This is a genomic window from Ruegeria sp. HKCCD6647-2 (assembly GCF_057221075.1).
This window is the reverse complement of the sequence record NZ_JBWVBD010000005.1, coordinates 229,517-256,377: the sequence shown is the minus strand read 5'-3', so window position 1 is coordinate 256,377 and position 26,861 is coordinate 229,517. Positions and strand designations below refer to the sequence as shown.

The 26,861-nt window shown below is 57.8% G+C and carries 28 protein-coding genes and 2 tRNA genes; 14 read left to right on the top strand and 16 right to left on the bottom strand.

The window, feature by feature from the left end:
* The first annotated feature begins 110 nt into the window (after positions 1-110).
* Positions 111-995 (top strand): LysR substrate-binding domain-containing protein, encoded by an 885-nt coding sequence (locus tag AC2TDJ_RS15155; RefSeq protein WP_480843351.1) that lies wholly within the window; start codon positions 111-113, stop codon positions 993-995.
* Between the two features lie 54 nt (positions 996-1,049).
* On the opposite strand, the gene AC2TDJ_RS15150 is transcribed toward AC2TDJ_RS15155, so the two are convergent.
* The 6 genes from AC2TDJ_RS15150 to AC2TDJ_RS15125 form a co-directional block, all read right to left on the bottom strand.
* Positions 1,050-1,709 carry a DUF2461 domain-containing protein gene (locus AC2TDJ_RS15150; RefSeq protein WP_480843350.1) on the bottom strand — a complete coding sequence of 220 codons (660 nt, stop codon included), beginning with the start codon at positions 1,707-1,709 and terminating at the stop codon, positions 1,050-1,052.
* Positions 1,710-1,722: 13 nt separating this feature from the next.
* The gene (locus AC2TDJ_RS15145) at positions 1,723-2,067 is read right to left on the bottom strand and encodes a TfoX/Sxy family protein (protein WP_480843348.1); all 345 of its coding nucleotides are present in this window, start codon (positions 2,065-2,067) and stop codon (positions 1,723-1,725) included.
* On the bottom strand, positions 2,067-2,465 hold the full coding sequence (locus AC2TDJ_RS15140) for an MAPEG family protein (protein ID WP_480843346.1): 399 nt from the start codon (positions 2,463-2,465) through the stop codon (positions 2,067-2,069). The genes AC2TDJ_RS15145 and AC2TDJ_RS15140 overlap by 1 nt, the downstream gene beginning before the upstream one ends.
* Before the next feature lie 27 nt (positions 2,466-2,492).
* Positions 2,493-2,879, bottom strand: a complete 387-nt coding sequence (locus AC2TDJ_RS15135) for a VOC family protein (RefSeq protein ID WP_480843344.1) — start codon at positions 2,877-2,879, stop codon at positions 2,493-2,495.
* Positions 2,880-2,948: 69 nt separating this feature from the next.
* Complete coding sequence (locus tag AC2TDJ_RS15130) at positions 2,949-4,184, bottom strand: RNA polymerase sigma factor (RefSeq protein WP_480843342.1); 1,236 nt, start codon at positions 4,182-4,184, stop codon at positions 2,949-2,951.
* A gap of 4 nt (positions 4,185-4,188) precedes the next feature.
* Positions 4,189-4,560, bottom strand: coding sequence for a YciI family protein (locus AC2TDJ_RS15125; protein ID WP_480843340.1), 372 nt, complete (start codon positions 4,558-4,560; stop codon positions 4,189-4,191).
* A 190-nt stretch (positions 4,561-4,750) separates the two neighbouring features.
* On the opposite strand from AC2TDJ_RS15125, the gene AC2TDJ_RS15120 reads away from it, so the two are divergent.
* The 11 genes from AC2TDJ_RS15120 (at position 4,751) to AC2TDJ_RS15070 (ending at position 16,430) form a co-directional block, all read left to right on the top strand.
* Complete coding sequence (locus tag AC2TDJ_RS15120; protein WP_480843338.1) at positions 4,751-5,770, top strand: GlxA family transcriptional regulator; 1,020 nt, start codon at positions 4,751-4,753, stop codon at positions 5,768-5,770.
* Between the two features lie 134 nt (positions 5,771-5,904).
* Positions 5,905-7,044, top strand: coding sequence for an aromatic ring-hydroxylating oxygenase subunit alpha (locus AC2TDJ_RS15115; protein ID WP_480843336.1), 1,140 nt, complete (start codon positions 5,905-5,907; stop codon positions 7,042-7,044).
* On the top strand, positions 7,041-8,576 hold the full coding sequence (gene betC / locus AC2TDJ_RS15110) for a choline-sulfatase (RefSeq protein WP_480843334.1): 1,536 nt from the start codon (positions 7,041-7,043) through the stop codon (positions 8,574-8,576). The genes AC2TDJ_RS15115 and betC overlap by 4 nt, the downstream gene beginning before the upstream one ends.
* Positions 8,573-9,367: an SDR family NAD(P)-dependent oxidoreductase gene (locus AC2TDJ_RS15105; RefSeq protein WP_480843332.1), complete on the top strand. Its 795-nt coding sequence runs from the start codon at positions 8,573-8,575 to the stop codon at positions 9,365-9,367. The genes betC and AC2TDJ_RS15105 overlap by 4 nt, the downstream gene beginning before the upstream one ends.
* Positions 9,364-9,759 (top strand): cupin domain-containing protein, encoded by a 396-nt coding sequence (locus AC2TDJ_RS15100; protein ID WP_480843331.1) that lies wholly within the window; start codon positions 9,364-9,366, stop codon positions 9,757-9,759. Before AC2TDJ_RS15105 ends, AC2TDJ_RS15100 begins: the two co-directional genes overlap by 4 nt.
* Positions 9,760-9,922: 163 nt before the next feature.
* A complete protein-coding gene (locus AC2TDJ_RS15095; protein WP_480843330.1) occupies positions 9,923-10,663 on the top strand; it encodes an SDR family NAD(P)-dependent oxidoreductase in 741 nt (246 codons plus the stop codon).
* Entirely contained in the window at positions 10,663-11,589 is a 927-nt protein-coding gene (locus AC2TDJ_RS15090) for a 3-hydroxyacyl-CoA dehydrogenase NAD-binding domain-containing protein (RefSeq protein ID WP_480843329.1), read from the top strand. Before AC2TDJ_RS15095 ends, AC2TDJ_RS15090 begins: the two co-directional genes overlap by 1 nt.
* 269 nt (positions 11,590-11,858) lie before the next feature.
* Complete coding sequence (locus AC2TDJ_RS15085) at positions 11,859-12,983, top strand: extracellular solute-binding protein (RefSeq protein ID WP_480843328.1); 1,125 nt, start codon at positions 11,859-11,861, stop codon at positions 12,981-12,983.
* A 114-nt stretch (positions 12,984-13,097) separates the two neighbouring features.
* On the top strand, positions 13,098-14,210 hold the full coding sequence (locus AC2TDJ_RS15080) for an ABC transporter ATP-binding protein (RefSeq protein WP_480843327.1): 1,113 nt from the start codon (positions 13,098-13,100) through the stop codon (positions 14,208-14,210).
* A 13-nt stretch (positions 14,211-14,223) separates the two neighbouring features.
* Positions 14,224-15,144: an ABC transporter permease gene (locus AC2TDJ_RS15075; protein ID WP_480843326.1), complete on the top strand. Its 921-nt coding sequence runs from the start codon at positions 14,224-14,226 to the stop codon at positions 15,142-15,144.
* Positions 15,141-16,430, top strand: coding sequence for an ABC transporter permease (locus tag AC2TDJ_RS15070; RefSeq protein WP_480843325.1), 1,290 nt, complete (start codon positions 15,141-15,143; stop codon positions 16,428-16,430). Before AC2TDJ_RS15075 ends, AC2TDJ_RS15070 begins: the two co-directional genes overlap by 4 nt.
* 306 nt (positions 16,431-16,736) lie before the next feature.
* On the opposite strand, the gene AC2TDJ_RS15065 is transcribed toward AC2TDJ_RS15070, so the two are convergent.
* The 6 genes from AC2TDJ_RS15065 to AC2TDJ_RS15040 form a co-directional block, all read right to left on the bottom strand.
* Positions 16,737-16,811, bottom strand: a tRNA-Glu gene (locus AC2TDJ_RS15065).
* Between the two features lie 24 nt (positions 16,812-16,835).
* A tRNA-Glu gene (locus tag AC2TDJ_RS15060) sits at positions 16,836-16,910 on the bottom strand.
* 109 nt (positions 16,911-17,019) lie between these two features.
* On the bottom strand, positions 17,020-18,762 hold the full coding sequence (recJ, locus tag AC2TDJ_RS15055) for a single-stranded-DNA-specific exonuclease RecJ (protein ID WP_480843323.1): 1,743 nt from the start codon (positions 18,760-18,762) through the stop codon (positions 17,020-17,022).
* 91 nt (positions 18,763-18,853) lie between these two features.
* Complete coding sequence (glpX, locus tag AC2TDJ_RS15050) at positions 18,854-19,837, bottom strand: class II fructose-bisphosphatase (RefSeq protein WP_480843321.1); 984 nt, start codon at positions 19,835-19,837, stop codon at positions 18,854-18,856.
* A 71-nt stretch (positions 19,838-19,908) separates the two neighbouring features.
* Entirely contained in the window at positions 19,909-21,195 is a 1,287-nt protein-coding gene (locus AC2TDJ_RS15045; protein WP_480843319.1) for a homoserine dehydrogenase, read from the bottom strand.
* 129 nt (positions 21,196-21,324) lie between these two features.
* Entirely contained in the window at positions 21,325-21,558 is a 234-nt protein-coding gene (locus AC2TDJ_RS15040) for a hypothetical protein (RefSeq protein ID WP_480843317.1), read from the bottom strand.
* Between the two features lie 115 nt (positions 21,559-21,673).
* Here AC2TDJ_RS15040 and AC2TDJ_RS15035 point away from each other — a divergent pair, with 115 nt between their 5' ends.
* Positions 21,674-22,261, top strand: a complete 588-nt coding sequence (locus tag AC2TDJ_RS15035; protein ID WP_480843315.1) for a TetR/AcrR family transcriptional regulator — start codon at positions 21,674-21,676, stop codon at positions 22,259-22,261.
* Positions 22,262-22,283: 22 nt separating this feature from the next.
* On the opposite strand, the gene AC2TDJ_RS15030 is transcribed toward AC2TDJ_RS15035, so the two are convergent.
* Positions 22,284-23,195 (bottom strand): pirin family protein, encoded by a 912-nt coding sequence (locus AC2TDJ_RS15030; RefSeq protein WP_480843313.1) that lies wholly within the window; start codon positions 23,193-23,195, stop codon positions 22,284-22,286.
* 149 nt (positions 23,196-23,344) lie between these two features.
* Between AC2TDJ_RS15030 and AC2TDJ_RS15025 the strand changes: the two genes are divergently transcribed.
* Positions 23,345-23,815: a hypothetical protein gene (locus tag AC2TDJ_RS15025; RefSeq protein WP_480843311.1), complete on the top strand. Its 471-nt coding sequence runs from the start codon at positions 23,345-23,347 to the stop codon at positions 23,813-23,815.
* Positions 23,816-23,819: 4 nt separating this feature from the next.
* On the opposite strand, the gene AC2TDJ_RS15020 is transcribed toward AC2TDJ_RS15025, so the two are convergent.
* From AC2TDJ_RS15020 to AC2TDJ_RS15010, 3 genes are read right to left on the bottom strand one after another with little or no spacing between them, the layout of a single operon-like run.
* Positions 23,820-24,362 (bottom strand): TadE/TadG family type IV pilus assembly protein, encoded by a 543-nt coding sequence (locus AC2TDJ_RS15020; protein WP_480843310.1) that lies wholly within the window; start codon positions 24,360-24,362, stop codon positions 23,820-23,822.
* A gap of 58 nt (positions 24,363-24,420) precedes the next feature.
* Positions 24,421-25,011: a TadE/TadG family type IV pilus assembly protein gene (locus AC2TDJ_RS15015; protein WP_480843308.1), complete on the bottom strand. Its 591-nt coding sequence runs from the start codon at positions 25,009-25,011 to the stop codon at positions 24,421-24,423.
* The gene (locus AC2TDJ_RS15010; protein ID WP_480843306.1) at positions 25,008-26,708 is read right to left on the bottom strand and encodes a Tad domain-containing protein; all 1,701 of its coding nucleotides are present in this window, start codon (positions 26,706-26,708) and stop codon (positions 25,008-25,010) included. Before AC2TDJ_RS15010 ends, AC2TDJ_RS15015 begins: the two co-directional genes overlap by 4 nt.
* Between the last annotated feature and the right edge of the window lie 153 nt (positions 26,709-26,861).

Below are 26,861 nucleotides of genomic sequence, written 5' to 3'. Positions count from 1 at the left end.
GGGCAGTCCGACAATTGCAAAAAAACTAATATCGAATTAGAAAAAGTAATGCTAAATGGCGGTATCTGCTGTGCTGGTGCGCTGAGTCGAGAAGGATAGGACAGAATAATTTGCCCAAGCGACCCTATGATCTACCGCCTGTAAGCTCGCTTGTCAGTTTTGAGGCGGCCGCGCGAAATGTCAGCTTCAAGGCGGCTGCGGACGAACTCAACGTGACCCCTGCGGCAATCAGTCATCAGGTCAAGGCACTGGAACAGGAAATCCGATGTTCCTTGTTTCACCGGTATCATCGCGGTGTGGAGTTGACGGAAAGCGGCGCCTACCTGTTGGTCGCGTTGCAAAGGGGTTTTGAGGGAATCAGCGAAGCCCTGGGTCAGCTGCGCGCCCAGCACGGAAGCGCGGTGGTAACGATCCGATCGACCACTGCGGTCAGCTCACTTTGGCTGACACCTCGGTTGGCGCAATTCTGGAAAAGTTACGGGCATATTTCCGTCGCTCAGGTCGTCAGCGATTATGATCTGAATGCGCCCAATTGTGATCTGAGCATCCACTATGGCGACATGTCGAAGGACAGCGGAAATTGCCGTGCATTGTTCCACGATCAGATCATGGCACTGGGCAGTCCGCGATTTGCCGCTGAGCACAAAATCGAACGTGTCGAGGACATAGCAAGCATTCCACTCATTCACCTCGAGGCACCGGAAACCGGTTGGACCGACTGGCATGCCTGGGCGCGGGCACTGGGTTGCACCGCAAAGCTCAATGCAGCGCATCGCGTCAACAACTACGTCATCGCGCTTCAGGCCGCCCGAGATGATATGGGAGCTGTACTGGGGTGGGAAGGGCTGACGTCCGATCTGATTGCTTCCGGTAAACTGGTCAAGTTGCTTCCGGATACAATATCGTCACCCCAGGATTTCTACGTAAAGCTGCACAATCGTGCCTCGGACAGAGCGAACCTTGTCTTTAACTGGCTTACGAAACACCGCGAGTAACGACCGTATCCCATTTTGGCATGTTACACGCGGGCATTCATACCGGCCGCACCCTCAATCGATCCTGAGCAGCAGATCAAAAACCGGCTTAAGCCGCGCCAATTCGTGTCCGGTTCGTGAAACCAGATTTGGTTGAGTGGCGAATGCCGGTGTCTCGACATCGATCCAGGCGGTAAAGCCCTTGCGGCGCAGTGCGTCCGCATTTGGGTGATCCTTGTCCCAGCCCGCGGGAACCCGTTTCAGTTCCGGCGCACCAATGCGAATGCCTTGTGCGCGGAACGTTTCTGTCATGTTCATGAGCTCGGTTCCCAACGGACCAGACATCGCATCGCGAAACGCAGCTAGCCGTGCCTTCTCATACTGAAAAACTCCGCAGCCTAGCGACAGTGATTCAGGGGATAATCCAAAGAACCACATTGGCGGCTGCGCCGTTTTGTCTTCCGGGACGAAGGCGATATGAACATGGGCGTTGTATGGTGTTTTGTCCTTGGAAAACCGCACGTCACGATGAATCCGAAAGATCTTGCTGTGGTGAGGGTGTTTCGTGAAGTCGCCCAGGGCGAGGGCCATTTCATTCGCAAACCGCTTGGTCGGGTCTCTGATCTCAGCCTCATAAGTGCCTTTGTTTTCCGCGAACCAATCCCTTGTGTTGTCAGCTTTGAGTTCGGCAAGGAAGGTTAAGGCCTGCGGCGAGTAACAATCGAAGTCAGTCATTGCGCCTTCCCTCTCAATTCTTTGCTGGCAGCGATGCCGCGTGTTCAAGACACATCCGTAGCCAACGTGACATGGCCGCTGGGTCACAATCCGTCTCGTCAACCTGAACAAAGCCGCCAAGCTTGCGTTTTCCATGGATGACGGCGCGGGCCGCAGGGTCCTGCAAGGCCATTGCCTCGTTGTCCTTGCCGACGCGGAACATGAACCGCCCCACACCGTCCGGATGGCGACGCGCACCGGACACCATGTTGCCGTTAAGCAGGAAACAGATGCCGCCCATCATCCGTTTCTCGGTAATACCGGCATGCGCCTCAAGCGCGCCGCGCATCCGTTGGTTCAGGGTTTCGTCATAAGGCATCAACGGCCCTCCCATAGTTGCCACAGGATGGAAATCGAAAGAGCCAGCATGGTCAACGTCGTCAATCCGGCCCCGATTGCGCGGCCCTTGCTGTCCGAAGCCGTCCTTAGCGAATAATAATGAACAATCCGCGCAAGCAGCAGGGTTGCCCCGCAGGCGGCAATCAGCCACGGCGCGGCGCCTGCGATTTCCGCGCCTGCGAGGGCAAGCAGGGCAAGCGGCACATACTCCACAAAGTTTCCGTGCGCCCTGATCAGCCGCAGCAGATCCTCGTCCTCACCATGCAACAGCATGATTCCGGTTTTGGCTCGTCGCAGCCCAACCGAAATTGCCATTGGGATGCTCATCAGGACAAGTATGGCAGTGACGCCAAGCGCGATTTGCGGAGTATGCTCCATCTGGGTTTTTCCTTCCCGTACCTGCGTTTACGACGCCATGCTCTCGTATGTGATGAGTGCGAAACGGGCTCCTTGTGGATCAATCAGCGTTGCCATACGCCCGACGCCGGGCATATCAATGGTAGGTTGCAACACGGTGGCCCCTTTACCTTTCGCGGTCGCGACGCTTTTGTCGACATCGGCAACGGTAAAGAAGATCGTCCAACTGCCGTTTTCCTCGGGCACGGGTGAAAAGCCGCCGATGGCCGTTTCCCCGACCATGAAGGCTGAATAGCTTGAACCGTCTTGCATCGGCATGTCGTTGATTGCCCAGCCCAGTACGTCCTGATAAAAAGCTTTGGCTTTGCCCTGATCCGGGCCGGAATGGCCGATCCAGCCTGAATTTCCAACTTCGGTCATTTCAAGAATGCTCATCTTCGTCTCCCTGGATGCAGGCCCGCGATATGCGGGTCTGATCCTAGGACGCGTGACTGAGAAAATTCCCTACAATTGACTTAGTTCTTTTTGACAGCTTGCGATTTTCTCTTGGATCGCAACGCGCTCGGGCACGGTTGGTCCGAGTGTCAGTACCGTCTCATAGGCTGCAATCGCCGCCCTGTGGTTGTCCGTATCCTGCAAAAACGCCCCGCGCATGGCATGAAACCAGCGATACTGCGACAGATCATCCGCCAGCGCGCGCATCTCTTTCAAGGCATACTCCGCTCCGTACAGCTTGGCTTGCGCCGCGATCTGATTGAGCCGGACGACGGGCGTGGGCTGATAGGCGTAGAGTGCTGCGTAATGCGCCTCGATTTCCCTCCAATCCGTTTCTTCAGCGGACGGCGCACGCGCATGAGCGGCGGCAATAGCGGCCTGAACGATGTATGTTCCGCGATGGTTGATCCGCTGGGCCTTTTGTAGCAACGCCATTGCCTCGACGGTGTTCGCGCTGTCCCATTTGGTGCGATCCTGGTTTTCCAACGTCACAAGTCGCCCATCCGCATCCATGCGCGCATTTCGCCGAGCGTGTTGAAAAAGCAGCAACGCCAACAGCGCCGTCTGTTCGCCCATGGAAGGAAACAGAGTCACAAGCAGGCGCGCGAGTCGGATCGCCTCTTCGCACAGCTTGAGGTTCATTTGGTCGGCTCCGCCGGACGCAGACCACCCTTCGTTGAACATAAGGTAGATCATCAAGGATACTTCCCCCAACCGCGCGCCGCGCACTTGTGGGCTTGGGGTTTCAAAGGCGACAGGGTTGCTGGCGATCTTCTTCTTCGCGCGCGTGATCCGTTGTTCCATTGCCTTGGGTCTGATCAGGAACCCACGCGCAATTTCGTCAACGCTTAACCCGGCGACGACCTTCAGTGCTATTGCAATCTGATCACGGCGTTCCAGTTTAGGGTGGCAACAAATAAACAACAGGCGCAGAACGTCGTCGCGCAGTTCATCGGGATCGGGTGGGGTGTCTGTCATTGCCGGAAATTCTGCTCCATGCCGCGCCAGAATGGCGTCACGGCGCCGTGTTTTTCGCACGCGGTCCAATCCGGCATTGCGGGCGGTCGCCAACAGCCACGCCAGCGGTTCCCTCGGGGCTCCTTCCATTGGCCATGCGGTCAAGGCCTTGAGGCACGCATCGGCAAAGGCATCTTCGGCGATGTCGATATCGCGGAATAACCGGGTCAAGGCGGCGATGGCGCGTGGCCGATGCTGTGCAAAGGTTGCCTCAAGCCAATCCGACACGACTTCACTCCGACGAGATCGCACCGCCGGCCCAGGCGACCGGGCGCACTTCCAGCCGGGCGATCGGAGAGGATATCATCCTGGCATACTCAAGGGCTTCGTTCAGATCGGCAAAATCGGCAGCGTAGAACCCAAGGAAGCTTTCTTTAGTTTCGGCATAAGGGCCGTCCACAACCAGGGGTTTGGCATCCGCGGTCGATGCGGGTTCGACCATCACGGCCGATGTCGGTGGCATCAGCTTCACGGACACAAACGAACCCCGCTTGTCCAATGCTTTTTGCAGCGCGCCATGCCCGGACATAATCTCGTCCTGTCGCTCTTTTGGAAGCGCTTCGAACACGCCGGGTTCCCCGTAGATGGTAATTGCATAGATCATGTCCGCCTCCGCAACGATGATTTCATGTTGCAAGGACGCGTATTGCAATGCAAATCCGACAGTTCCGTCAGAGAATTGCTGTCGAACACCTCAAGTACGCCAGCAAAACGGTTGCGTCCAACGATCTTGCGTCCAGAAAGTAAAAGCTATCTTCTTGAGCGGTGGGTTCGGCAAGCGAGGTAAAAGCCAAATGGCAAAGGCGGCAGAAGTAGACACCCAGCTTTTTGTGATCGTCGCGCCAAGCTTCAACATGTCAGCAACGATGAGCTTCATCGATCCGTTTCGCGCGGCCAATTACCTGGACGGCAAGCCCTATTTCAGATGGGAATTCGTGTCGGAAAAAGGCGGGTTCTGCGCCTCCAGCAACGGCGCCGGAATAGACACAAGACCCCTTTATGAAGTCACTTCTCAACCGGCTGATATTATTGTCGTTTCATCCAGTTGGACTCCTGAAAAGCACCTGACCTCCAAAATTGGTAACGCGTTGCGCAACTGGGCGCGCGGCGGGGCGACATTGGGTGCGCTGGATACCGGGGCTTTCATTCTGGCGCAGGCCGGGTTGCTATCGGGTCGGCGCGCAACCGTTCACTATGAACATATCGACGCCTTTCAGGAGCTCTTTCCCGATATCGAGGTGGTTGAAAACCTGTATGTGCTGGATGGGAACCGGGTCACATGTTGCGGCGGCAGCGCGTCAGTGGATTTTGGGCTGCAGATCCTGCAGGGGATACATGGAAGCGCACTTGCAAACGCTGCTGCCAGATACATTTTTCACGATCGGCTCAGGGGTCCGGCAGCCATGCAGCAACCCGAAGGCAGCGAACCTTTGGGCGCAATCGTTCCTGCCACGCTCAAGTCGGCAATCCAGATCATGGAAGCCAATCTGGAAGACCCGATGCCTGTTCCGGAAATCTGCAGGCGGGCCGGGATTTCTCATCGTCAGCTGGACCGGCTATTTGCCACGTACATCAAGAAGACCCCTGTGCTGTACTATCGCGATATCCGGTTGGACCGGGCCAGGGGGCTGGTCACGCAGACCGAAATGCCGATTGCCGAGATTGCCATGGCCTCTGGCTTTGCCAGTCAGGTGCATTTCAGCAGGTCGTACAAGGACAGATTTGGGTTACCGCCAAGTCGGGACCGGCTCGAAGGCAGGGTCCCCTTCGAATACCGCGCCTGGCCGATGCACCGCAAACCCAAACGGGCATAGCCATTAATGCGAGATGGCCGAAATGATCAAAACAGCGTCCAGAATAGTTAAGCTGCAATGCAGATTTCTGTTGATCATACGCCGCACAAGCCAGTCACTTGGGCCAAGCCCGGCCTGAAATTTCGGAGTTACCCATGAGCGAGCTGCCCTCCAAAGAACAATTCGAGCGGATTTCCGATGGGTTCAACCCGGATCCTTTCAACACCCAGTCGCTGAAGGCCGAAGCCTATGTGGACCCGGCGTGGCATCGGGTTGATCTCAACGAGATCCTCGCAAAGAACTGGCAATGGGTTTGCCACGTCGAGAAATTGCGTTCCCCCGGATCCTATGTGACTGTCGAGATTGCCGGGCGACCCATAGCTGTAGTGCGCGACCGCGAGGGTGTGTTGCGGGCCTTCTACAATGTCTGCAAACACCGCGCACATCACCTGTTGTCGGGCGAGGGCGAAACAACGCGCATCATGTGCCCTTACCACGCCTGGGTCTACAAGCTGGACGGACAGCTTGTCCGCGCGCCCGAGACGGAAAACCTAACCGGGTTCAGCACATCAGACATTTGTCTGGATCAGGTGCAAGTCGAAGAGTTTGCTGGCTTCATTTATGTTAACCTCGACCCGGAAGCACCCCCATTGAAAGAGGTTTCGGGGAATCTCGAAACCGAAATCCGCCACTGGGCACCGGACATTGAACAGCTTACCTTTGGCCACCGGCTGACCTATGACATCAAGTCAAACTGGAAGAACGTCGTGGACAACTTCCTCGAATGCTACCACTGTCCGACCGCACACAAGGATTTTTGCGATCTGGTGGATATGGACACCTACAAGGTGACGACCTATGGCATCTATTCCAGCCATTTGGCCGAGGCAGGCACAGGCGCGAACACCGCCTATGACGTGTCGAACGCGACGGTGCGCACCCACGCCGTCTGGTGGCTGTGGCCAACAACCTGCCTGATGCGCTATCCGGGGCGGTCTTCGATGATCGTGCTCAACATTATTCCGGTTGGTCCCGACCGCACATTGGAAACCTATGATTTCTTCCTAGAAACACCCGAGCCTGACGAGGCGGAGCTGGAGGCCATCCGCTATCTGGACGAAGTGCTGCAGCGTGAGGATATCGACATCGTTGAAAGTGTTCAGCGCGGCATGAGTACGCCCGCCTTTACTCAGGGCCGCATTGTGCATGACCCGAACGGCTCGGGTAAGTCGGAGCATGCGGTGCATCATTTCCACGGGCTGGTTCTGGACGCCTATGCAAAGGCCTCTCCGTGACACGGCCAAACATCGTTGTCGTGATGGCAGACCAGTTCGCGCCGCATTTTTGCGGTGCCTACGGCCATCCAACGGTCAAGACGCCCCATATCGACGCTCTGGCAGAGCGGGGAATGCGGTTTGATGCGGCCTATTGCAACTCGCCCCTTTGCGCACCGTCGCGGTTCGCATTCATGTCGGGGCAGTTGATCAGTCGAATTGCGGCCTACGACAACGCCAGCGAGTTTCGCGCGTCCGTCCCGACCTTCGCGCATTACCTTAAGACGCTGAGTTACAGAACTTGTTTGTCGGGCAAAATGCACTTCGTGGGTCCCGATCAGAAGCACGGGTTTCAGGACCGAGTGACCACCGACATCTACCCCTCTGACTTCGCTTGGACCCCGGACTGGGAGGCCCCGGACGAGCGCATCGACAAGTGGTACCACAACATGCAGACAGTCAAGGAAAGTGGCGAGGCTATTGCCACCTTCCAGACCGATTACGACGATGAAGTTGAATTCGCCGCCCGTCGCTGGCTGGTCGATCGGGGTCGCGACCGGGCCGCCGGCAATGAGGCTCCGTTCTGTCTGGTCGCCAGTTTCATACACCCACACGATCCCTATGTGGCCAAGCCGGAATGGTGGAACCTCTATTCCGACACGGACATTCCGATGCCGGAATTCACCCTGACGACCGACGAACAGGACCCGTTCTCGCGCCGGGTCATGGATGGGATCGAGGCCAGCTATGTCCCCCTGACCGAAGAGGAAATCCGCCGGGCCCGGCGGGCCTATCTGGCCAATGTCAGCTATTTTGACAGCAAGGTCGGCGCGATGGTGAAGGCGCTGGCAGACATAGGAGAGCTGGACAATACAATTGTCATCGTCACTGCAGACCACGGTGATATGCTGGGTGAGCGCGGCTTGTGGTACAAGATGAATTTCTTTGAAAATTCCGCTCGCGTTCCCTTGATCATGGCAGGGCCGGGTGTCGCACGGGGTTCGGCATCAAATGCCTGTTCGCTGCTGGACTTGCTGCCTACGTTTATTGAGATAGCCGGTGGGTCGAACGCAATGCTCGGCGAACCGGTTGATGGGCGCTCTCTGATGCCACTGGCGCGCGGCGACATTGATCCTGTGGACGAGGCCATCGGTGAATACTGTGCCGAGATGACGCCATATCCAGTCTTCATGATTCGTCGCGGGCCTTTGAAATATATCCATTGCGACCCGGACCCGCCGCAGCTCTATGACCTTTCGCGCGACCCCCTGGAAAAGGTGAACGTTGCAACTGATCCGGTTTACGCGGATCAGGCTGCTTCATTCGCCGCCGAAGTAGCGCAACGATGGAACAGTGAAGAACTGCGCGCCGATGTGATCGCAACGCAGAATTCCCGTCGTGCTCTGCACGCGGCGATGGAGGCTGGTGCGGGCGAGTCCTGGGATTACAACCCGCCGCGGGACGCTTCGCAGGAATATGTTCGCAATCATATGGATTGGACGGTCGCAGCGGCCCGATATCGCTATCCGCCTTTGAAGGAGAATGACGAATGATGCTGGAAGGCAAAACCGCGTTGGTCACAGGTGGGCGCGGTGGGATTGGGCGCGCCATTGTGGCCCGCTTTCTGCGTGAAGGCGCGCGTGTCTATGCGGCCGACCTGACGCCGCAGGGATCATTGGCTGCGCATGACGACGACGGCAGCATCTTTCTTAAACTGGACGTTACGAAAGAAGCCGACGCGATCGCCGCAATGGATCAGGTCGGCGCAGAGGCGGGGCAACTGAACATTCTGGTGAATGCAGCCGGGATTGAGATCGAAAAGACAATCGAGCAGACGTCGCTGGAGGAATGGAACCTCTCGTTTGCGGTCAACGTGACCGGTACGTTCCTGACGTCCAAGCATGCATTGCCGCTAATGCGAAAAGCAGCAGCATCAGGCACTTCGGCGTCGATCATAAACTTCGGCAGTTACGATGGTTTTATCGCCGACCCGGGTCTTGCCGCATATTGCGCCACCAAGGGTGCGGTTCATGCACTGACCAAAGCGATGGCCTGTGACCACGGGTCCGAGGGCATCCGGGTGAATGCGATCTGCCCCGGCTATGTCGATACACCGATGCTGCAGAGCTTTTTCACCGGCGACGGATCGGGTGGTGGCGGCAAGACCATCGATCAATTGCAGCAAGCGGTGCGTGACGTGCATCCCATGCGTACTTACGGCACGCCCGAAGACATCGCCAATCTGGTCAACTGGCTGGCCTCAGACGAGGCGCGTTACGCCAGCGGTCAACTTTGGGTTCTAGACGGAGGGCTGAGCGCGCAAGTTCAGCAGATGAAACTATGAAAGTTTTGAAATCAAACCAAACCACGGCTGAACGAGCGACGGGCGAGTTGTACCTTGGGGATAGCATCACTTTCGCCTTGCTGGCAGGCTCTCCACAGACTGAAGACGTAGAGGTTTATACCGTTTCCTTCGGTTTCGGTGAACGCAACCGCGTCCATACCCACACCGTCGATCAGATCCTGATCGCCACCGCGGGCAGGGGTATCGTCGCCGACGAACACGGCGAACAGATCATGGAGCCCGGAGATGTTGTAACTATCCCCGCCGGTCATCCTCATTGGCATGGAGCCACGCGCGACAGCCAGTTCACGCACATCACTGTGGCCAGGCCCGGCGATGTCATCGAAATTATCGAGCAGGACCGGCGCGGTGCCTGGGGTGCGATCACATGACCAATCATTTCTTTTCTCGCCCAATTGCTGATGGTTTGAGCGGAATTGGGAAGAGAATTCTGCGGTCCACCGGGAAGGCGAAGGAACCAGGGATGAAGTCCAGTCTATTGGCCTGTTCCGGGGCTGCCGGGACTCTGACGTGCCATCTGGCGGAGGTGAGATAATGCGGTTGGCTGGTAAAAGAGCGCTGGTAACCGGAGGGCGTCAAGGCATCGGGCGGGGGATTGTCGAAGCGTTTGTTCGGGAAGGCGCAATTGTCGCAACGTGCGGACGCGGCGACAGACCAGAAGGGTTGGGCGATAACATCCTTTGGTATTCGCTGGATGTCACCGACGCGGCTTCCGTTGAAGACCTTGCCCGATCCAGCGAAAATCCAGACGTTATTGTGAACAATGCCGGCGTTCAGGTCGAAAAAACCGTGCCCGAAAGCACGGATGCAGATTGGGAGGCCGTCATTGGCACCAATTGCCGGGGCGTGTTCAACCTGTGCCGGGCCTTCATTCCCCGAATGCCCCAAGGCAGCTCCATCATCAACATTGGCTCAATCTCAGGCAGGGTCGCTGACCCGTCGATGGCGCTGTACAACGCGTCAAAGGCATTTGTGCATGGGCTGACCCGATCCATTGCCGTCGATTACGGCCCCAAAATCAGATGCAACGCGATCTGCCCCGGCTGGATCGAGACCGGCATGCTGGATGCCGGGTTCGATTTGGCCTCGAGCCCTGATTCAGCACGACAGGACGCATTGGTGCGCCACCCCGTTCGCAGATTTGGCAAACCCGAAGATATCGCCAGCATGGCAGTCTGGTTGGCCTCGGATGAGGCAAGCTTTGCCACCGGCCAACTGTTCACCTTGGATGGCGGTATGACGGCGGCTTCCGCATTGAATCCGGGACTGTTCTGATGGAGTTTCAACATACGGCCTGCCTCGGCGGAGGAGTGATCGGTGCCAGTTGGACAGCTTTGTTTCTGGCGTCCGGCCGCTCGGTCGCCGTTTTTGATCCTGATCCGCAGGTCGAAAAGAAGGTACGCGATTACATAGAGACTGCGTGGCCCGCGATGACGGAACTGGGCTTGACCGAGAATGGATCGCCGGATGCGGTTACCTTTCATGCCGGTGCCGCAGAGGCGGTAGAAGGCGCCGAATTCGTGCAGGAGAACGTACCGGAACGGCTGGAAATCAAACACGCCACCTTTGCGGCGATTGAACCAGCACTTGACCGGGATGCAATCGTCGCCAGTTCGGCCTCCGGTTTGACGCTGGGACAGATGCAGCCGGGCTGGTCCAATCCGTCGCGTTTCGTCCTCGGCCACCCGTTCAACCCACCGCATCTTATTCCGCTGGTCGAGATTTTGGGAAACGAACGCACCGGGGACGGCGTGGTCGAAGCTGCGCAGCGCTTCTACGAAAGTGTCGGAAAGACGACGATCCGGCTTCAAAAAGAAGTGCCCGGTCATGTGGCCAACCGATTGCAAGCCGCGATCTGGCGCGAGGCCATCAATCTGGTTGTCACCGGTGTTGCATCGGTTGAGGATATCGACAAAGCGGTTTGGGCTGGGCCGGGCCTCAGATGGGCGGCGATGGGGCCGACCATGCTGTTTAATCTTGGTGCCGGCGAGGGGGGGCTCGGGGCGTTCTGCGATCACTTTTCCGATACCTTTAACGGCTGGTGGGACGATCTGGGGCAAGTGTACCTGACCGAGGACGTGACCGAGCAGCTGACGGAAGGTGTTCGTGCTGAGGCTGAGGGCATGACGCCGGCTCAGCTCTCGCAAAAACGGGACGCTTTGATTGTTGCTTTGCAGAAATCCGTCAAGGAATTGCGTTAAACTTCAATCACAACCGATTCTGAGCTTTGTCGGGGGCGCTGCGCTGTTTCTGAGATTCAAAGGACGACAGCTCTGATTTTCTTCGTCGGCTTTGTTTCGTGAAAAGGTCGAATATTCCTAACTGGCAATAGGGCTCTGGTTCCTTTCTGGTAATCTGGACTCATTGAATGATCCCAACTGTCACTTTTGGACTGACAGCTCAGCGGGAAAGGTCTAGCCTGCAATCACAAGCACAAAAAACGTGCAGTCCAACAACGGGAGAATCTACTATGGTCACACGTAAAGAAGTAACTCGGCGTACGGTCCTGAAGGGGGCCGGTGCGGCTGCTTTGGCTGCGCCATTGTACAGCAAGAGCGCGTTGGCCTCGTCGGGCGAGATTAACATTCTGATGTGGTCAGACTATCTGCCGCCCAGTTTTATTCAGGAATTCGAAACCCTTACCGGCATCAAGGTAAACTACACCGGTATTGGTTCGAACGAAGAAATCATCAACAAGATGAAAGCGACCAAGGGGCAGGGCTTTGACATCGTCTCGCCCACCAACAACCGCTCGCTGCAGTGGGAGCCGCTGGAGCTGCTGCAACCTTTCGACATGAGCAAGGTTCCGATTGATCTGGTGAACCCGGCGATGGCCAAAATCGGCACCGATGCCTGGAATTTCGGCGACAGCGGAGCTCACTGGCTGCCGCATATCTGGGGCACCGAGGGCATCGCCTATCGCACCGACCTGTGGCTGCCCGAAGGCGACGCGCCGTCTTATGGCGATGTCTGGTCCGAGGAAAACGCCGGCAAGACAATGGGCCGGGCGCATTCGATGATGCTGGGCGCGGGTCTTTACATGGAGCGTGCCGGTGAGATGGAGCCGGGTTCCGTCTGGGCCGCTTATGGCGACGAAGACACCATGCGCAAGGTCTGGGGTCAGATCGCCGACTGGTGTATCGCGCGCAAGGATCGCATCAAGCTGATCTGGAACGATGCCGATACCCAGAAGAACGGCCTGCTGAACGAAGGCGTCGTTGTCGGTCAGACCTGGGACGGCCCGCCGCTGGCGCTGAAGTCCGCGGGTGAGCCTGTGCACTACCAGGCCCCGATCGAGGGTGCGATGGCGTGGGTCGATGGTATATCGATGCCGACCGGTGCCACCAACATTGATCAGGTCTACGCGTTTATCGACTTCGCCTATCAGGCCAAACCGGCCGGGGTGGCGATCGATAGCCACGGCTACAACTCTCCGGTTCTGGGTGCCGATCAATATTCCGGCGACACTTACAAGAAGAACTTTGCCGAGGCCTATCCGGGCGACTCGCTGGCCAATCTGAACCCGTGGCCGGCCGAAGCACCATGGTATGCGGAAACCCGGACCGAGTTCGTCAACAAGTTCAAGAGCGCCTGATCGCCTTGACATCGGGCCCCTCGCAACGCGAGGGGCCATTTTCCGCACACCGCCCGGGTGTGACGGTCAGTAATGTGGCGTGACTTCAGGTCGTGCCCCAGGGAGATATTGAAAATGAGTGCAGGGGTCGGCGTAGATCTGGAGAACCTGTGGATCCGTTTCGGTGACTTTGTCGCCGTGCGCGATGCGAATGTGAACATCAACGGGGGCGATTTCTTTTCGTTCCTCGGCCCATCGGGGTGTGGAAAGACCACCATCCTGCGCGCTGTCTCGGGGTTTCTGGAGCCCAGCGAGGGCAACGTCCTGATCGGCGGCAACAACATGAAAGGGATCGGGCCAAACAAGCGCCCGACCGCGCTGATCTTTCAGAACCTCGCGCTGTTCCCGCTGATGAAGGTGTGGGAGAACATCACCTTCTCGATGGAGATCAACGGTGCCAACGCCGCCGAACGCCGCAAGCGCGCCGATGAGCTGCTGGACATGATCGCACTGCCGGGACAGGGCGACAAACTGCCAAGCGAGCTGTCGGGTGGTCAGCGCCAGCGGGTCGCCATCGCGCGGGCGTTATGCGCCGAGCCCGATGTGCTGCTGCTGGACGAACCCCTGTCTGCGCTGGACCTCAAGCTACGCCAGCACATGCGCACCGAACTGCGCGAGATTCAGCAGCGTGTCGGTATCACCTTCATATACATCACCCACGACCAGGGCGAGGCCCTGACCATGTCGGACAATATCGCGGTGATGAAAGCGGGTGTTATTGATCAGATTGCTGATGGCAAGACGATCTATAACGACCCCTCGACAGCCTTCGCGGCCTCATTCGTCGGGGAAAACAACGTGTTCCGCGGCAAGATCAAGCAGGTCATGGGGAACGAGGCGCTGATTTCGACCAACCGCTCCGGCGACCTGGTGGCGCGGATTTCCACCGCCAATCAGGGCAAGATGAAGGAAGGCGATGACGCCATGATGTTCATCCGCCCCGAAGCCCTGGCGATTGCGCCGGACGGTGCCACCGGCGACCACTTTGTCACCGCGCGGGTGAACCACGAGGAATTCGAAGGCAACGTCTTCAACATCTTCACCGAAGGCGATGGCGGGAAAGAGATCAAGGTCTCGTTGCCCAACCACGGTCAGTCCTTCGAGGATCACACCGGCCAGACCATCACGCTGGAATATGAGGCCCGCAACGCGGTTCTGGTTCCGGCTGGTGAACTGGCCGCAGAATGAGGGGACCAGACAAATGCCCCGATTTCTGAAAGACTTCTTCAACCGCAACGGCACCGGTATGGGGCTGGCGATCCTGGGCCTTGTCCTGTTCTGGACCATCGGCCTGATCATCCTGCCGCAGTTGTCGATGCTTGACTTCTCGTTCCGTCCGAACCTGCCGCCGCCCGAGATCGGCGGGCCCAAGGACGTTTATACGCTGGAGAACTACAAATACCTGATCTACGGCCCCGAGGGCGGCGGTCAGGATTACAACGTGGTTGACCTGCGGGTGTTCTTCCGCACGCTGCTGGCCGCGGTCTGCGTGACAATCTTCAACCTGATCATCTGTTATCCGATCGCCTATTACCTGGGGCAGTCCAAGGGCAGCCACATCCGCATCTTTGCGATCATGCTGATCATTCCGTACTGGATCAACGAGATTCTGCGCGCATTTGCCCTGCGCATCATCTTTGGAGAAACGGGCGTTTTGAACACGTTGTTCATGGGGCTAGGTATCTGGGACACGCCGTTCGACTTCATCCGCAACGACATCGCGCTCTATGCCGGTCTGGGCTATGCCTACATCCTGCTGATGATCTTCCCGATGTACAACGTGATCGAAAGCCTGGACGGAAACCAGATCGAGGCAGCGCGGGATCTGGGTGCGCCTTGGTGGCGGATTCACTGGCGGGTGGTCATACCCTATGCCAAACCGGGGATCAGCTCGGGCTGTACCATGGTCTTCATGCTCAGCGCCGGTGCGCTGGCCGCGCCACAAATTCTCGGCGGGCCCTCGTCTCTTTGGTTCACGCAGCTGATCTATCAGCAGTTCAACGACAATAATGACTGGCCGCAGGGGGCCGCCTACGCCATCGTGCTTCTGGTGACCTGTATCCTGTTCGTGCTGGCAGTGATGCGCCTGTTCAAGGTGAACATGGGGGATATCGGGAAATGAACAATTCCTTCCTCCGTATTAGCATCTGGGTCTATCTGGCGATCTTCTTCCTGTATCTGCTGGGGCCGCTGGTGATCATGTCAGTCACCGCCTTCAACTCGTCCGTCTTTCCACGGATGAGCCCTTGGGAATGCCTGACATTCGAGTGGTTTGGTGAGCTCTTCCGCGATCAGCGTATCCTGAACGGCATCAAGAACTCGGTAATCGTTGGTGCCGGGACGGTGATCCTGTCGGTGGCGATGGGGCTGGCGGGCGCATTGATGCTGACCCAGATCTGGCCCAAGCTGCGCGCAACCTACTACACGATTATCATCGCTCCGATCCTGATCCCCGGCGTGGTTCTGGGTATCTCGACACTGGTGTTCTGGGACCGGATCAACCGGATGCTGGGGCTGGGCGCGGACAGCGTGCTGTCGAACGGTATCTTCCTGACGGTGATCGGTCAGTCCACCTTTATCGCCAGCTACTGCATGCTGGTGCTGGTGGCGCGCCTGCAACGGTATGACATCGCCCTGACCGAGGCGGCACTGGATCTGGGAGCGACGCACGCTCAGGCGTTCCGCAAGATCCTGTTGCCGTTCATGCGCCCGGCGATAGCTTCGGCTGCGGTGCTGGCGTTTCTGGCCTCGTTCGAGAACTACAACACCACCACCTTCACCTTTGGTGAATATCCGACGCTGACGATCGAACTGGCACAGAAGGTGCGCTATGGCATCACGCCCGCGATCTCGGCGCTGGCCTTCATCATCGTGGCGCTGACGGTGTTTTTCGCTCTGCTGAACGAAGCCAAGCTGAAGCGTCAGGAACTGGTCGCGGCAGCGCGCAAGCAGGCGACCGTCGAGGAGCTGGCCGGCAAGATCAAGCTGCCCAGTTTCTTCGCCGGCAACACGGCGGCGGTTCTTGTGGTCGTGTTTGCCGTGGCGACCATCACCGTGGTGGGCACGGCGACGGCCTACAACCCGGGTCAGTGCATCGCCGACGTCCGCGAGCAGAAGCAGCTGGAGGCCGAACAGCGCATCCAAGAGTTGCGCCGCGAGCGCGAAGAGCGCCGCCAGCGCCGCTTTGAAGGTGTGTTCGACCCTGACGATCTGCGGCCCGGAACCGAGGAAAAGGACACACCGGCCCCTGCGGAGTCCAACAACTCCGGTTTCGGTAACGTCTTCGCGCCAAACACGCTCAGCGGGGATGGTGACGACGGAGCTTCGGACACCGAACAGCAGCCATCCGGAAACAGCGGGTTCGGAAATGTCTTCGATCCGAACAGTTTGCAGAGTGGGGACGAATAGTCTGCTCCCACAAAACGAAAAAGCCCCGGCCAATCTCGACCGGGGCTTTTTTCTTTGGGGTCTTTCTGATCCTGCAAGTATGCACGTGCTGACCGATTTGACCGTTTCACTGATAAGCAGGATCGTCTGAGGCCGGAGAAATGGAGTTGTATCATTCAGCAGGCTGCGGTCGTCGGGCAGAGGCTACAATTACGACGTGACAACCATATCCTGGATAGAACCTATCGCCACATCACGACGTCCAGACAGGCCATTTCGTTTGCTAGGTCGGCATCTCAACGCAGCAGCTTGTCATCAGGAAAAAAATGGCAGCCCGTAGGGGAATCGAACCCCTCTTTCCAGGTTGAAAACCTGGCGTCCTAACCGATAGACGAACGGGCCACTTGGTATCCGGTTCAAGACAAGTGGCAGCCCGTAGGGGAATCGAACCCCTCTTTCCAGGTTGAAAACCTGGCGTCCTAACCGATAGACGAACGGGCCACGCTGGCTTGTGGAGCGCCTTGTACGGATTACACCACAGCCCCGCAAGCCGAAAAATGCAAGGTTGTGAAACTTTTTTGATCCCTTGTCCACCGGGCGCGCAATCGGGTCAATTCGCCTCGGCCGCGTCCTCAAGCCGAAGCTGTACCGTCTGCCTGCCACCCCAGGAATTCACCTCAAGCCGACCAGCAAAGTGAAACCGTGCGCCGCCGTGGTTGGACAGCCGATCCCCCATCGGCCCATCGAACGCGCCAAAGGCGATTGCGTCCAGACCGCTGCTCATCCCGTCGGACAGAGTGAGTTTCAGATGCGACTCGCCCACCCGTTTCGCGAAGCGAACCTGAAGATCTGGCAGGGCGTACCGCGGGGCAGGGGCGCCGGCACCAAAGGGCCCGGCCTGTTCGATCTGTTCGATCAGATCGACCGTCGCTGCGCCCGGCATCAGGGCTCCGTCCAGCTTCAGGTCGGCGGGGCCTCGGTCACCCGCGCCTTGTTTGGCGAGCAACTCGGACAAGCGATTCATCGCGGGTTCAAGCTGAGCGCGCATTACGGTCAACCCGGCCGCCATCTTGTGGCCACCGCCCTTGACCAGCAGCCCCTCGGCCGCAAGTCGCTGGATCGATGCGCCAAGGTCAACGCCGGACACGGAACGGCCCGAACCTTTCCCTTCGTCGCCGTCGAAGCCTATGACTATCGCCGGACGGTTGGCGGACTCCTTAAGGCGAGACGCGACGATTCCGACGACGCCCGGGTGCCAGCCCTCGCAGGCAGCCCAGACCAGAGGCGCATCCAATCCGCGTTCCTCGGCCTGTTCCAGCGCTGCGGCGCGCACGACGTTTTCGATGTCGCGACGTTCTGTGTTCAGCGCGTCCAGTCTTTCGGACAGGGCTTGCGCCTCAGACGGTGAATCCGTGCTCAGCAACCGTGCGCCCAAATCGGCCTGCCCGATCCGCCCGCCGGCATTCACGCGCGGACCCAGCAGAAATCCCAGATGATAGCTGTTGGGGGCCGTATCCATCCGTGCAACGTCGGACAGGGCCACCAACCCGGGGCGCTGGCGCTTTGCCATTACTTTCAGGCCCTGCCGTACCAGCGCCCGGTTGGCCTCGATCAGCGGTGCAACGTCGGCCACGGTAGCCAACGCAACCAGATCCAGCAGGGCCATCAGATCGGGGCCTTTTACGCCGTCCTCGCGCAATTGTCGTCCAGCTTCGACCAGCATAAGGAACACCACTCCGGCAGCGCAGAGATAGCCCAGATCACCGCTTTCGTCCTGACGGTTCGGGTTCACCACGGCGGCACATTCCGGCAGTATTTCCCCTCCAAGATGGTGGTCCAGTACGATCACGTCCGCGCCCTCGGCGGCGGCGATAGGTTCATGGCTCAGCGTGCCGCAATCGACGCAGACGATCAGATCGTGAGTCGCAGCCAATTCCTTCATGGCTGGAACGTTGGGGCCATAGCCTTCGTCAATTCGGTCCGGTACGTACAGGGTCGCCTGTATGCCCATCTGTCTCAGCCAGACCAGCAGCAGGGCCGCCGAACTGCCGCCGTCGACGTCATAATCGGCGAATACAGCGATCCGTTGCCGCTGTCGCACAGCTTTCAGGAACCGCGTTGCAGCGGCTTCCATGTCCTTCATCGCGCGCGGGTCGGGCAGCAACTCCTTCAGCTTTGGGTCCAGAAAACCGCGCGCCTCCATCGGCGGAACGCCCCGCCGTGCCAGCACCTGACACACCGCGTGGGGCAAGTCGGTCTGTTGCGCCATCATATCCGCCGCGCGTTCCACCTCAGACGTTGGGCCAACCCAGCGCCGTCCGGTCAACGATTGCTCAACACCCAAAAAGCCCAATCTGTCCCCCTTCACGTACAAGGCCGGACCCTTCCGGACCCGGCCTTCATCTTTTCACAAATACTCTTGCCGAAGGCAGCGGCGCAAGCCGTTAAGCGTTGTCGTGCGGCCAGGTCGGCGTGCGATAGGACATGCGCCGGACCGAGCCGGTCTTGGATCGCATCAGCAGCGTCGTCGTCTCGACCCAACCCGGCTCGCGCTTGATGCGGGGCAACAGCGAGCCGCCGGTCACACCGGTTGCGGCAAAGATAACGTCTGCGGTCACCATCTCATCGCGCGAATAGACGCGATCCAGATCGGTGATCCCGGCATTGGCCGCGCGACCGCGTTCGTCATCATTACGGAACAGCAGACGGCCAGAAATCTGCCCGCCCATGCATTTCAAAGCTGCCGCAGCCAGAACGCCCTCGGGCGCGCCGCCCTGGCCCATATACATGTCAATGCCGGTTGCTTCGCTTTCGGCACAGTGCATGACACCAGCCACGTCACCGTCGGTGATCAGACGGATCGAAGCGCCGGTTTCGCGCACCTCGGCGATCATCGCCTCGTGGCGGGGACGTTCCAGAATGCAGACTGTAATGTCCTTAGGCTCGCAGCCTTTGGCCTTGGCCAGCGCTTCCACCCGCTCGCGCGGGCTCATGTCCAGGTTGACGACACCTTCAGGAAAGCCAGGCCCGATGGCCAGTTTGTCCATATAGACGTCAGGCGCGTGCAGCATTGAACCGCGGGGGCCCATCGCAATCACGGTCAGCGCGTTGGGCATGTCTTTGGCGGTCAGCGTCGTGCCTTCCAGCGGATCCAGAGCGATGTCAACACCCGGTCCATTCCCGGTGCCAACCTCTTCACCGATATATAGCATCGGCGCTTCGTCGCGTTCTCCTTCGCCGATGACGACAACGCCTTCTATGTCCAGCAGGTTCAACTGCTCGCGCATCGCGTTCACGGCTGCCTGATCGGCGGCTTTCTCATCACCTCGGCCGACCAGCGATGCCGAGGCCAGTGCGGCCTGTTCCGCCACTCTTGCCAGCCCCAGAGACAGCAGACGGTCGTTGAAATCGATCTTGGCAGCGTTCATGTTCCGTAATCCTTTGGTCAGCGAAGACGTTTATTCCGGCATAGCCTGCCCGTATGGCAGGCTGCAAGCGTTCAGACCTGTTCGATGCGCAGGGCGACGGGTTCTCCGGCGACCACATCTGTGTCGCGCAGCCCGCTCAGCGCGTGATCCAGTGTCGAGCGCGTGGTTTTGTGGGTCACGATGAGTACAGGCGCGGTGCTTTCCGTGTGACCGTATTGGCGCATCCGGTCGATAGACACACCAGCATCGCCCAAAATCGCGGCCACCTTGGCCAGTGCGCCGGGCTTGTCCAGTAAGCTCAACCGCAAATAGTAGGGGGCCGGCAGACCAGTCTGAGCGGGCGGAACATCCTGCAGGGACGTGGCGGGGCGTCCAAAAGTCGGGATTTGCAGACCGCGCGCCAGATCGCAGACGTCGCCCATCACGGCGCTGGCCGTGGGCCCTTCGCCCGCGCCAGGGCCGCGCAGAACGATCTGTTCGACCGAGTCGCCCTCGATCACGACCATATTGGTGCCGCCTTCGAGCTGCCCCAGCGGCGAGTCACTGGGAACCAGACAAGGCTGCATCCGCTGTTCAAGCCCTCGGGCGGTGCGCTGTGCTACGCCCAGCAGTTTAATGCGGTAACCCATGTCGGCAGCCTGATGAATGTCGTCCAGACTGATGTGCTGGATGCCCTCGATCTGGATGCCATCAAAATTTGGTTTGGTTCCGAACGCAATTGACGACAACAGAGCCAGTTTGTGCGCGGCATCAATTCCGCCAACGTCAAGGTTTGGGTCAGCTTCAAGATACCCAAGCTGCGCACATTCCTCGAACAGGGCATTGTAGCCCAACTCCTGTGACTGCATCCGGGTCAGGATATAGTTGCAGGTGCCATTCATCACTCCCATTACGCGGGTGACGTCGTTGCCCGCCAGACCTTCGGTCAGAGATTTGATGACGGGAATGCCTCCGGCAACGGCGGCCTCGAACCGGATGACGCGCCCCGCGGCCTCGGCCTGTTCGGCCAAATCCTGGCCGTGAACGGCCAGTAGAGCCTTGTTGGCGGTAACTACGTCTTTGCCGCTTGCCAGCGCGGCTTCAACCGATGCTTTCGCGGGGCCATTTTCACCCCCCATCAGTTCGACAAAGGCGTCAATATCATCCCGTTTGGCCAGCGCGACGGGATCGGTCTCCCACGCGTAATCGGTCAGACTGACGCCACGGTCTTTTTTCGGATCGCGCGCCGATACAGCAACGATTTCAATTGCGCGTCCCGTCCGGGCCTGCAGCAGATCGGCATGGCGGCGAACGATCCTGACCACGCCCACACCAACGGTTCCCAAACCCGCAATTCCAAGCCGCAGCGCCTGTGTCATTCCGTGGGATCCTTTCCGCTCGATTTGCCGATGAGGACGAGTTGTCCTTTGTCGGCTGCCTTAGCGGGTTCAGGACTTGGGCGCAATCCGTCTCGGGCTGCACAATCGTTTGGATTTGGTGGACTGTCCTTAATTGGTCTCAGCGTTCTGCAGTGCCTCGGCCTTTTGTGCCAGCGCTTCGCTTCGATCCGCCAAGTCTTTTTCGATTTCCTCAGCTTCATTTACGGGATCGACCGGCGGACCCAGATTATCGTCCAGCGGAATGAGTTCGGGATAGGGCGCATTGCGCAGGGAAGGTGTCTCGCTGCCTTCCAACTCGGGAATGTCAGTGCATGCTGAACAGATGACAAGCAACGGTATCATCAAAAGTGGCTTCATCATTGGCCTTCGAGTTGGGATCTGCGATCCGTGATGCACCTTTTGCCGTTGTGGTTCAAGCGGGGTTCTATCTGAACATCTGTTCATATACAGTGAAACCATGGCGCGTACCCAAGGTTCACATTCCGACATCACCGGCCCCCGCATCCGCGAGGCGGCGCTTTCACTGTTTGCCCGGCAAGGCTATGCCGCTGTTTCCATGCGGCAAATCGCAAGCGAGGTTGGCGTGCAGGCCGGCGCGCTGTACAATTATACACCAGACAAACAAAGCCTTCTGTTTCGACTGATGCAGAACCATATGCAGGACCTGCTGGCGGCTTATGAAAATCTGGCGGACCAAAAGGATCCGCAGAATGCCCTGCGCCAGTTCGTGAGCTTTCACATCCGCTATCATCTGCAACGACCGGACGAGGTTTTTATCGCCTACATGGAACTGCGAAACCTGACGCCCGATAACTTTGCCGAGATCGAGGCTTTGCGCCGCCGCTACGAAGACTCGTTGGAAGGCATTTTGCGTCACGGTCAGCAGACCGGTCAGTTTTCTGTCGCCGACACCAAGATTGCCACGCTTGCGGTGATCGCCATGTTGAACGGTGTCATGACCTGGTATCGAACCGGGGGGCGGCTGTCCCTGGACCAGGTTGAACAGGTCTATTGGGACATGGTGCGTAAATCCGTTGCCGCCTGACAGGGCAGGCGGCAACGATGGCTTAATGCGCTGGTCGGATAAACGTTCCGTTGCGAAGCTCGCGAAATGCCTGTTCAAGTTCGGATCGCGTGTTCATGACAATCGGTCCGTGCCAGGCCACGGGTTCGTTTATTGGGGCTCCCGAAATCAACAGGAAGCGGACGCCTTCGGGCCCGGCCTGCACCGTGATTTCATCCCCGGTTCCGAACCGGACCAGCGTCCGGTCGCCTGACATGTCACGGATGTTGACTTCTTGCCCGGCTATTTCCTTTTCCAACAACACGCCCGTAGGTTGCGAGGCATCGGCGAACGCCGCCTGACCCTGAAACACATAGGCAAAGGCACGGCGATACGTGTCGATCGGGAAGGTTTTCCTGACGCCAGCGGGGATCTGAATGTCCAGATACTGAGGGTCAGCCGCAATACCGTCAACCGGCCCGGACTTTCCCCAGAACTCGCCGACGATCACGCGGACAGTGGTGCCATCATCATCCGTGATTTCCGGAATATCGGCACTCTTGACGTCCTGATATCGCGGTGCGGTCATCTTTTGATCCGATGGCAGGTTTCCCCACAGCTGGAATCCATGCATCTGACCGGAGGCGTTGCCGGTGGGCATCTCCTGATGCAGTATGCCTGACCCGGCGGTCATCCACTGAACATCACCGGCCCCTAGACTGCCGTGATTGCCCAACGAGTCGCTGTGCTCTACGGTTCCGGACAGAACATAGGTGATGGTATCGATGCCCCGATGCGGATGCCATGGGAAACCGGCTTTGTAGTCTTCGGGCCGATCGTTTCTGAAATCGTCGAACAGCAGGAACGGATCCAGTTCGGACGGATCCTGAAACCCAAAGGCGCGGTGCAGTTTTACACCGGCGCCTTCCATCGTCGGTACGGCCTGGCGTGTTTCCAGTGTCGGTCTGAGGGACATGTCAGCCTCCTGTTTGTTTGATCGCAATCTATGGCTTGAGCGGATGCAATCAATTTGCGCCAATACACGGGTTTTGTGCAAAGGCGCTCAGACCTCTGTCCATTGGTGTGCAAAGCAGCTAATGGAAGGACGAAAATCGGGAGAGTTGCATGCAAGATGAGGTGCTTGCCAGAGTTGAGGCTTCGGGCCCTCGCCGTTGGACCGGGGTAGGGATGCTGGCCACAGTTGGAATACTGGTGATTTATGTGGCGTTGGCTTCACCACCCGAATTGGGTTGGCAAGTTTTTCTGATCGGTGTCGGCGTGGCATCGTTCTGGCTGGCACAGCGTATGTGGCTGGCCACGCAGGACGCCATCGAACTGACAAAGACCGAGTTGCGCACCCGGTCTGGCCGGGTGGTGTGCAAAGTCGACGATATCGAGGCCGTGGAACGCGGGGTCTTCGCGTTCAAGCCTTCAAACGGATTCCTGGTGACAACGCGCGTAGCGGGAAAGAAAGCCTGGGCCCCCGGATTGTGGTGGCGCGTGGGGCGCCGCATTGGCATCGGCGGCATGACTGCCGCCGCCGAAACCAAGTTCATGTCCGAGATGTTGTCTGCAATGCTGTTGGAAAGGGAATAAACCCTCAGCAGGGATCGCTGGCGACAATGTTGTCAAAGACACGCGGATGCGTGAACACAAAGTTGCCCATTGTGAAATCCTCGAACCCGAAGCTGATGCCATTGAACGCGGCGCGATATTCGTTTGTGGTCTCAACGATGATCATCTTGCCGTTGTCGGGCATCGTTGGGATGTGGTCCTTGATGGATGAGACATCCGCGTTTGTCCACGGATTGAAATTGGCGCCGCGGACACAGGACCACAGAACTTCGTGGGTTTTTGAGGCGTCCAGATAAGTCAAAAAGGTAATGCGCATGGACACAGGGGCACGGGTTGCAACCATGGTCTCAATTAGGTCGTGCATTGTATCGACATAGGCTGCGTTCACCATGTTCCGCTCGCGCGATATGACGTCAGCAACCGCAAATGCGGCCTTGATACTGCGTGCACTTTGACGGTAGCCGTCATAGAACGTGTAGGTCGCAAAAATCGACCAGAAAAGCATCGGCAGAACCAAAACGGCTTCTACCGTAATTGCCCCCTGTTCCCGGTGAAAAAAGCGTTTCAAAAAGCCTTGAACGCCGCGTTTACTTGTCTGAGCAGTTTTTTGCAGCCGGTGTGCCAACTTAGGACCCTCCTGCTGGTACGCTGGTCGATCCGCCGAATGGTTCATGCACAAACACCGTTGTTGCATGCAGTTCCCACTGGCCATCGGGGTCCTGCTGCGCAGCCCGGCCAATCATTGTGAAACCCCAAAGAGGTGAGACTTCAAGACAGGCCCGAATGATCATCAGTTCATTCGAGGTTCCGCTATCAAAATCAATCTCTCTCTCTTTAGCGATATCTTCCGCCCGATCGACGCAGTAAGCGTCCGCCGCCAGCTGATTGCCGACACGAGGGTCGACAGATTTCATTTCCAGAGCCAGATCGCGCGAGCAATTGGGAACATGATGTGTTCTGTCGCAAACCATTCTCTTCAACAGGTCATGGTTCCACTCGGTTTCACCTGCAGGAAGTCTATTCAGGCGGACCTCTCTTATCGTTTCATCCAATGCCCGTTCAAGATTTGCGTGGCTGAATGACATCATGCCCAGATCGATGCCCGACCATGTGACGTAAATGAAGAAAGGGAACCAAAATACAAACTCGATGGTTGTCGCGCTGCCGTCTTCGGATCGACGAAACCGGCGCAACCGTCCTTTTAACGCGCGCATCATTGGGTCAACCTCAGGTTCTGAATGGTCGAGCTGATCGAGTCGAACACGCCTATGATTTGTGTGCCGGATGCTTCGTAGTACCTGCCATCTTCCACGGCGCACCGCTTGAGCATCGGCTTCACACCAGTGGGCGCTTCAAACGCGATCGTGAAGATGAGGATGTCTTCCTGCTCCGCCTTTGCACAAAGTGAATCCACGCGCGGGTCCTTGTTCCACTGACGCAGTTCGGTTGTGGAGTCGTCCCACCATTCCTCTGCACGCGCGTAACCATATGTATGGTTCAGCATGTTATAGATGGCGTTTTTTTCTGTGTGGGCCCAGACATCCGGCCATTTTAGCTCAACCGGAGTGCCGCCTTCGCTTTCCAAATAGTAGTAGTTGGTGTTAACGCTGTGGCATCTGCCGTCATAATAGCTGGTGCAATAGTAACGGCGATATGTTCCGTGGCCGAAGGCATGATCCTGGTAGTAGTCTCTTGTCCAGCGACTGCCGTTGCTGTGCCGTACTGTAACCCTGACGTCTGGCCAGCCAAAGCGGTTGTTTTCAGGGTCGTACACTGAATAGTTGTTCCAGCCTGCATTCCAGAAGATGTTTGAATCACCGTTGTTAAATGGTGGATTCACTTTATGCTGTCGGGTGTTTTCCCCGTCGGTCATCAAAACCAGAACCTTCAACGTGTCGGAGGTTTTGTTTCGTCCGGGACGGACGGCAAATTCGCTGGGGATCGGCGCGCCGCCATGCTGAAGTTGCGCGATCAGCGGCTGAACGCTGTCGTCTAATAGGGTAAGACCCCACTTCAGGCCTACATCAATGGACGTCCAGCCACTGGCCTGCATGTTGGTTATCTTGTTTTTCAGTGTGTTGGCGTCTTTCTGCATGATCGCCATTTCACGCTGATCGGTCGACGTTTCTTTGCGGCAAATGTCGCTGTACACCAGCCCATTGCTGGATCTGTAGTCGTTGCTGCCATTGTCTCTGAAATGCAGTGTTTGGTTGACGTAGGTGCCTTTGCGGATGATGGCACCGGTGTCGGGATCAACGATGTCATAGGAATCGAAATTCATCGTCGAGAAATGGGGGCTCTCGAAATCAACGCAGTTGGCTCGTTCGTTTCCACCAATCGTATTCAATGCGTCAAAAAAGTACTTCGGAACCGAAACCTGCTCGGAATAGGGGATGATCGAAATGGACAGCTTTCCGTCTTCGGATTTGGTTGTCATTTCGTCAATAAAATCGTTGGCCGCCTTCTTGAGATTGGTCAGCTTTGTCCCACGCATCGAACCCGAGACGTCCAGAACCAGGGAAATTTCAACGTTACCAATCGATTCCTCGGCAACACTGGTGGCCGTGGTTCCCAGTGTTTCAACACCGCTCCACTGCATAAAGTGCGTCTGCACATTCATTTCAGCGCTGGCTTCAACCCGGCGTTTACCTTGAAGCCTGACAGCGGCCGAACCGCATGTCTCAGGCTCGACCTTGATCTCACCGACAAGGTATTGATCCAGGTTTTCCTTGCTCAGGTAATCTTTGACCACGTCTCTGGGGCACAGGTCCTGGTCAAGGTCCGCTGCAGCGAGCACAGCGCGGTCCAGGGCGTATTGCAGTTTTACCCGTTCCCGATCATATCGCATCATGTCTACTGCAAAGCCGGCGGTGGTAAAGACGATAATAAACAGAAACAACGCCAGGATCGTCATGGACCCGTCTTCCGAGCCAGCAAACCTGTGAAGGTGCCGCGAGCTTGAATTTGAGCGGCGCAATTTGATAAATTTCGACTTCCAATCAGAGTTATTCATAACGCATTCCTCTGCCGACCGGGTGTCCCGGAACCAGTTCTCTGCAAGGTTAAT

Excerpts from the sequence above, each read along its gene's own strand:
- AC2TDJ_RS15100 (WP_480843331.1), top strand. The coding sequence starts at position 9,364 with ATGAAAGTTTTGAAATCAAACCAAACCACGGCTGAACGAGCGACGGGC.
- AC2TDJ_RS15090 (WP_480843329.1), top strand. The coding sequence starts at position 10,663 with ATGGAGTTTCAACATACGGCCTGCCTCGGCGGAGGAGTGATCGGTGCC.
- AC2TDJ_RS15015 (WP_480843308.1), bottom strand. The coding sequence starts at position 25,011 with ATGATGCGCGCGTTAAAAGGACGGTTGCGCCGGTTTCGTCGATCCGAA.
- glpX (WP_480843321.1), bottom strand. The coding sequence starts at position 19,837 with ATGAACGCTGCCAAGATCGATTTCAACGACCGTCTGCTGTCTCTGGGG.
- AC2TDJ_RS15125 (WP_480843340.1), bottom strand. The coding sequence starts at position 4,560 with ATGATCTATGCAATTACCATCTACGGGGAACCCGGCGTGTTCGAAGCG.
- AC2TDJ_RS15030 (WP_480843313.1), bottom strand. The coding sequence starts at position 23,195 with ATGTCCCTCAGACCGACACTGGAAACACGCCAGGCCGTACCGACGATG.
- AC2TDJ_RS15035 (WP_480843315.1), top strand. The coding sequence starts at position 21,674 with ATGGCGCGTACCCAAGGTTCACATTCCGACATCACCGGCCCCCGCATC.
- AC2TDJ_RS15120 (WP_480843338.1), top strand. The coding sequence starts at position 4,751 with ATGGCAAAGGCGGCAGAAGTAGACACCCAGCTTTTTGTGATCGTCGCG.
- AC2TDJ_RS15140 (WP_480843346.1), bottom strand. The coding sequence starts at position 2,465 with ATGGAGCATACTCCGCAAATCGCGCTTGGCGTCACTGCCATACTTGTC.
- AC2TDJ_RS15075 (WP_480843326.1), top strand. The coding sequence starts at position 14,224 with ATGCCCCGATTTCTGAAAGACTTCTTCAACCGCAACGGCACCGGTATG.
- AC2TDJ_RS15040 (WP_480843317.1), bottom strand. The coding sequence starts at position 21,558 with ATGATACCGTTGCTTGTCATCTGTTCAGCATGCACTGACATTCCCGAG.
- AC2TDJ_RS15105 (WP_480843332.1), top strand. The coding sequence starts at position 8,573 with ATGATGCTGGAAGGCAAAACCGCGTTGGTCACAGGTGGGCGCGGTGGG.
- AC2TDJ_RS15145 (WP_480843348.1), bottom strand. The coding sequence starts at position 2,067 with ATGCCTTATGACGAAACCCTGAACCAACGGATGCGCGGCGCGCTTGAG.
- AC2TDJ_RS15025 (WP_480843311.1), top strand. The coding sequence starts at position 23,345 with ATGCAAGATGAGGTGCTTGCCAGAGTTGAGGCTTCGGGCCCTCGCCGT.
- AC2TDJ_RS15010 (WP_480843306.1), bottom strand. The coding sequence starts at position 26,708 with ATGACGATCCTGGCGTTGTTTCTGTTTATTATCGTCTTTACCACCGCC.
- AC2TDJ_RS15085 (WP_480843328.1), top strand. The coding sequence starts at position 11,859 with ATGGTCACACGTAAAGAAGTAACTCGGCGTACGGTCCTGAAGGGGGCC.
- AC2TDJ_RS15045 (WP_480843319.1), bottom strand. The coding sequence starts at position 21,195 with ATGACACAGGCGCTGCGGCTTGGAATTGCGGGTTTGGGAACCGTTGGT.
- AC2TDJ_RS15115 (WP_480843336.1), top strand. The coding sequence starts at position 5,905 with ATGAGCGAGCTGCCCTCCAAAGAACAATTCGAGCGGATTTCCGATGGG.
- AC2TDJ_RS15135 (WP_480843344.1), bottom strand. The coding sequence starts at position 2,879 with ATGAGCATTCTTGAAATGACCGAAGTTGGAAATTCAGGCTGGATCGGC.
- AC2TDJ_RS15095 (WP_480843330.1), top strand. The coding sequence starts at position 9,923 with ATGCGGTTGGCTGGTAAAAGAGCGCTGGTAACCGGAGGGCGTCAAGGC.
- AC2TDJ_RS15070 (WP_480843325.1), top strand. The coding sequence starts at position 15,141 with ATGAACAATTCCTTCCTCCGTATTAGCATCTGGGTCTATCTGGCGATC.
- AC2TDJ_RS15150 (WP_480843350.1), bottom strand. The coding sequence starts at position 1,709 with ATGACTGACTTCGATTGTTACTCGCCGCAGGCCTTAACCTTCCTTGCC.
- AC2TDJ_RS15080 (WP_480843327.1), top strand. The coding sequence starts at position 13,098 with ATGAGTGCAGGGGTCGGCGTAGATCTGGAGAACCTGTGGATCCGTTTC.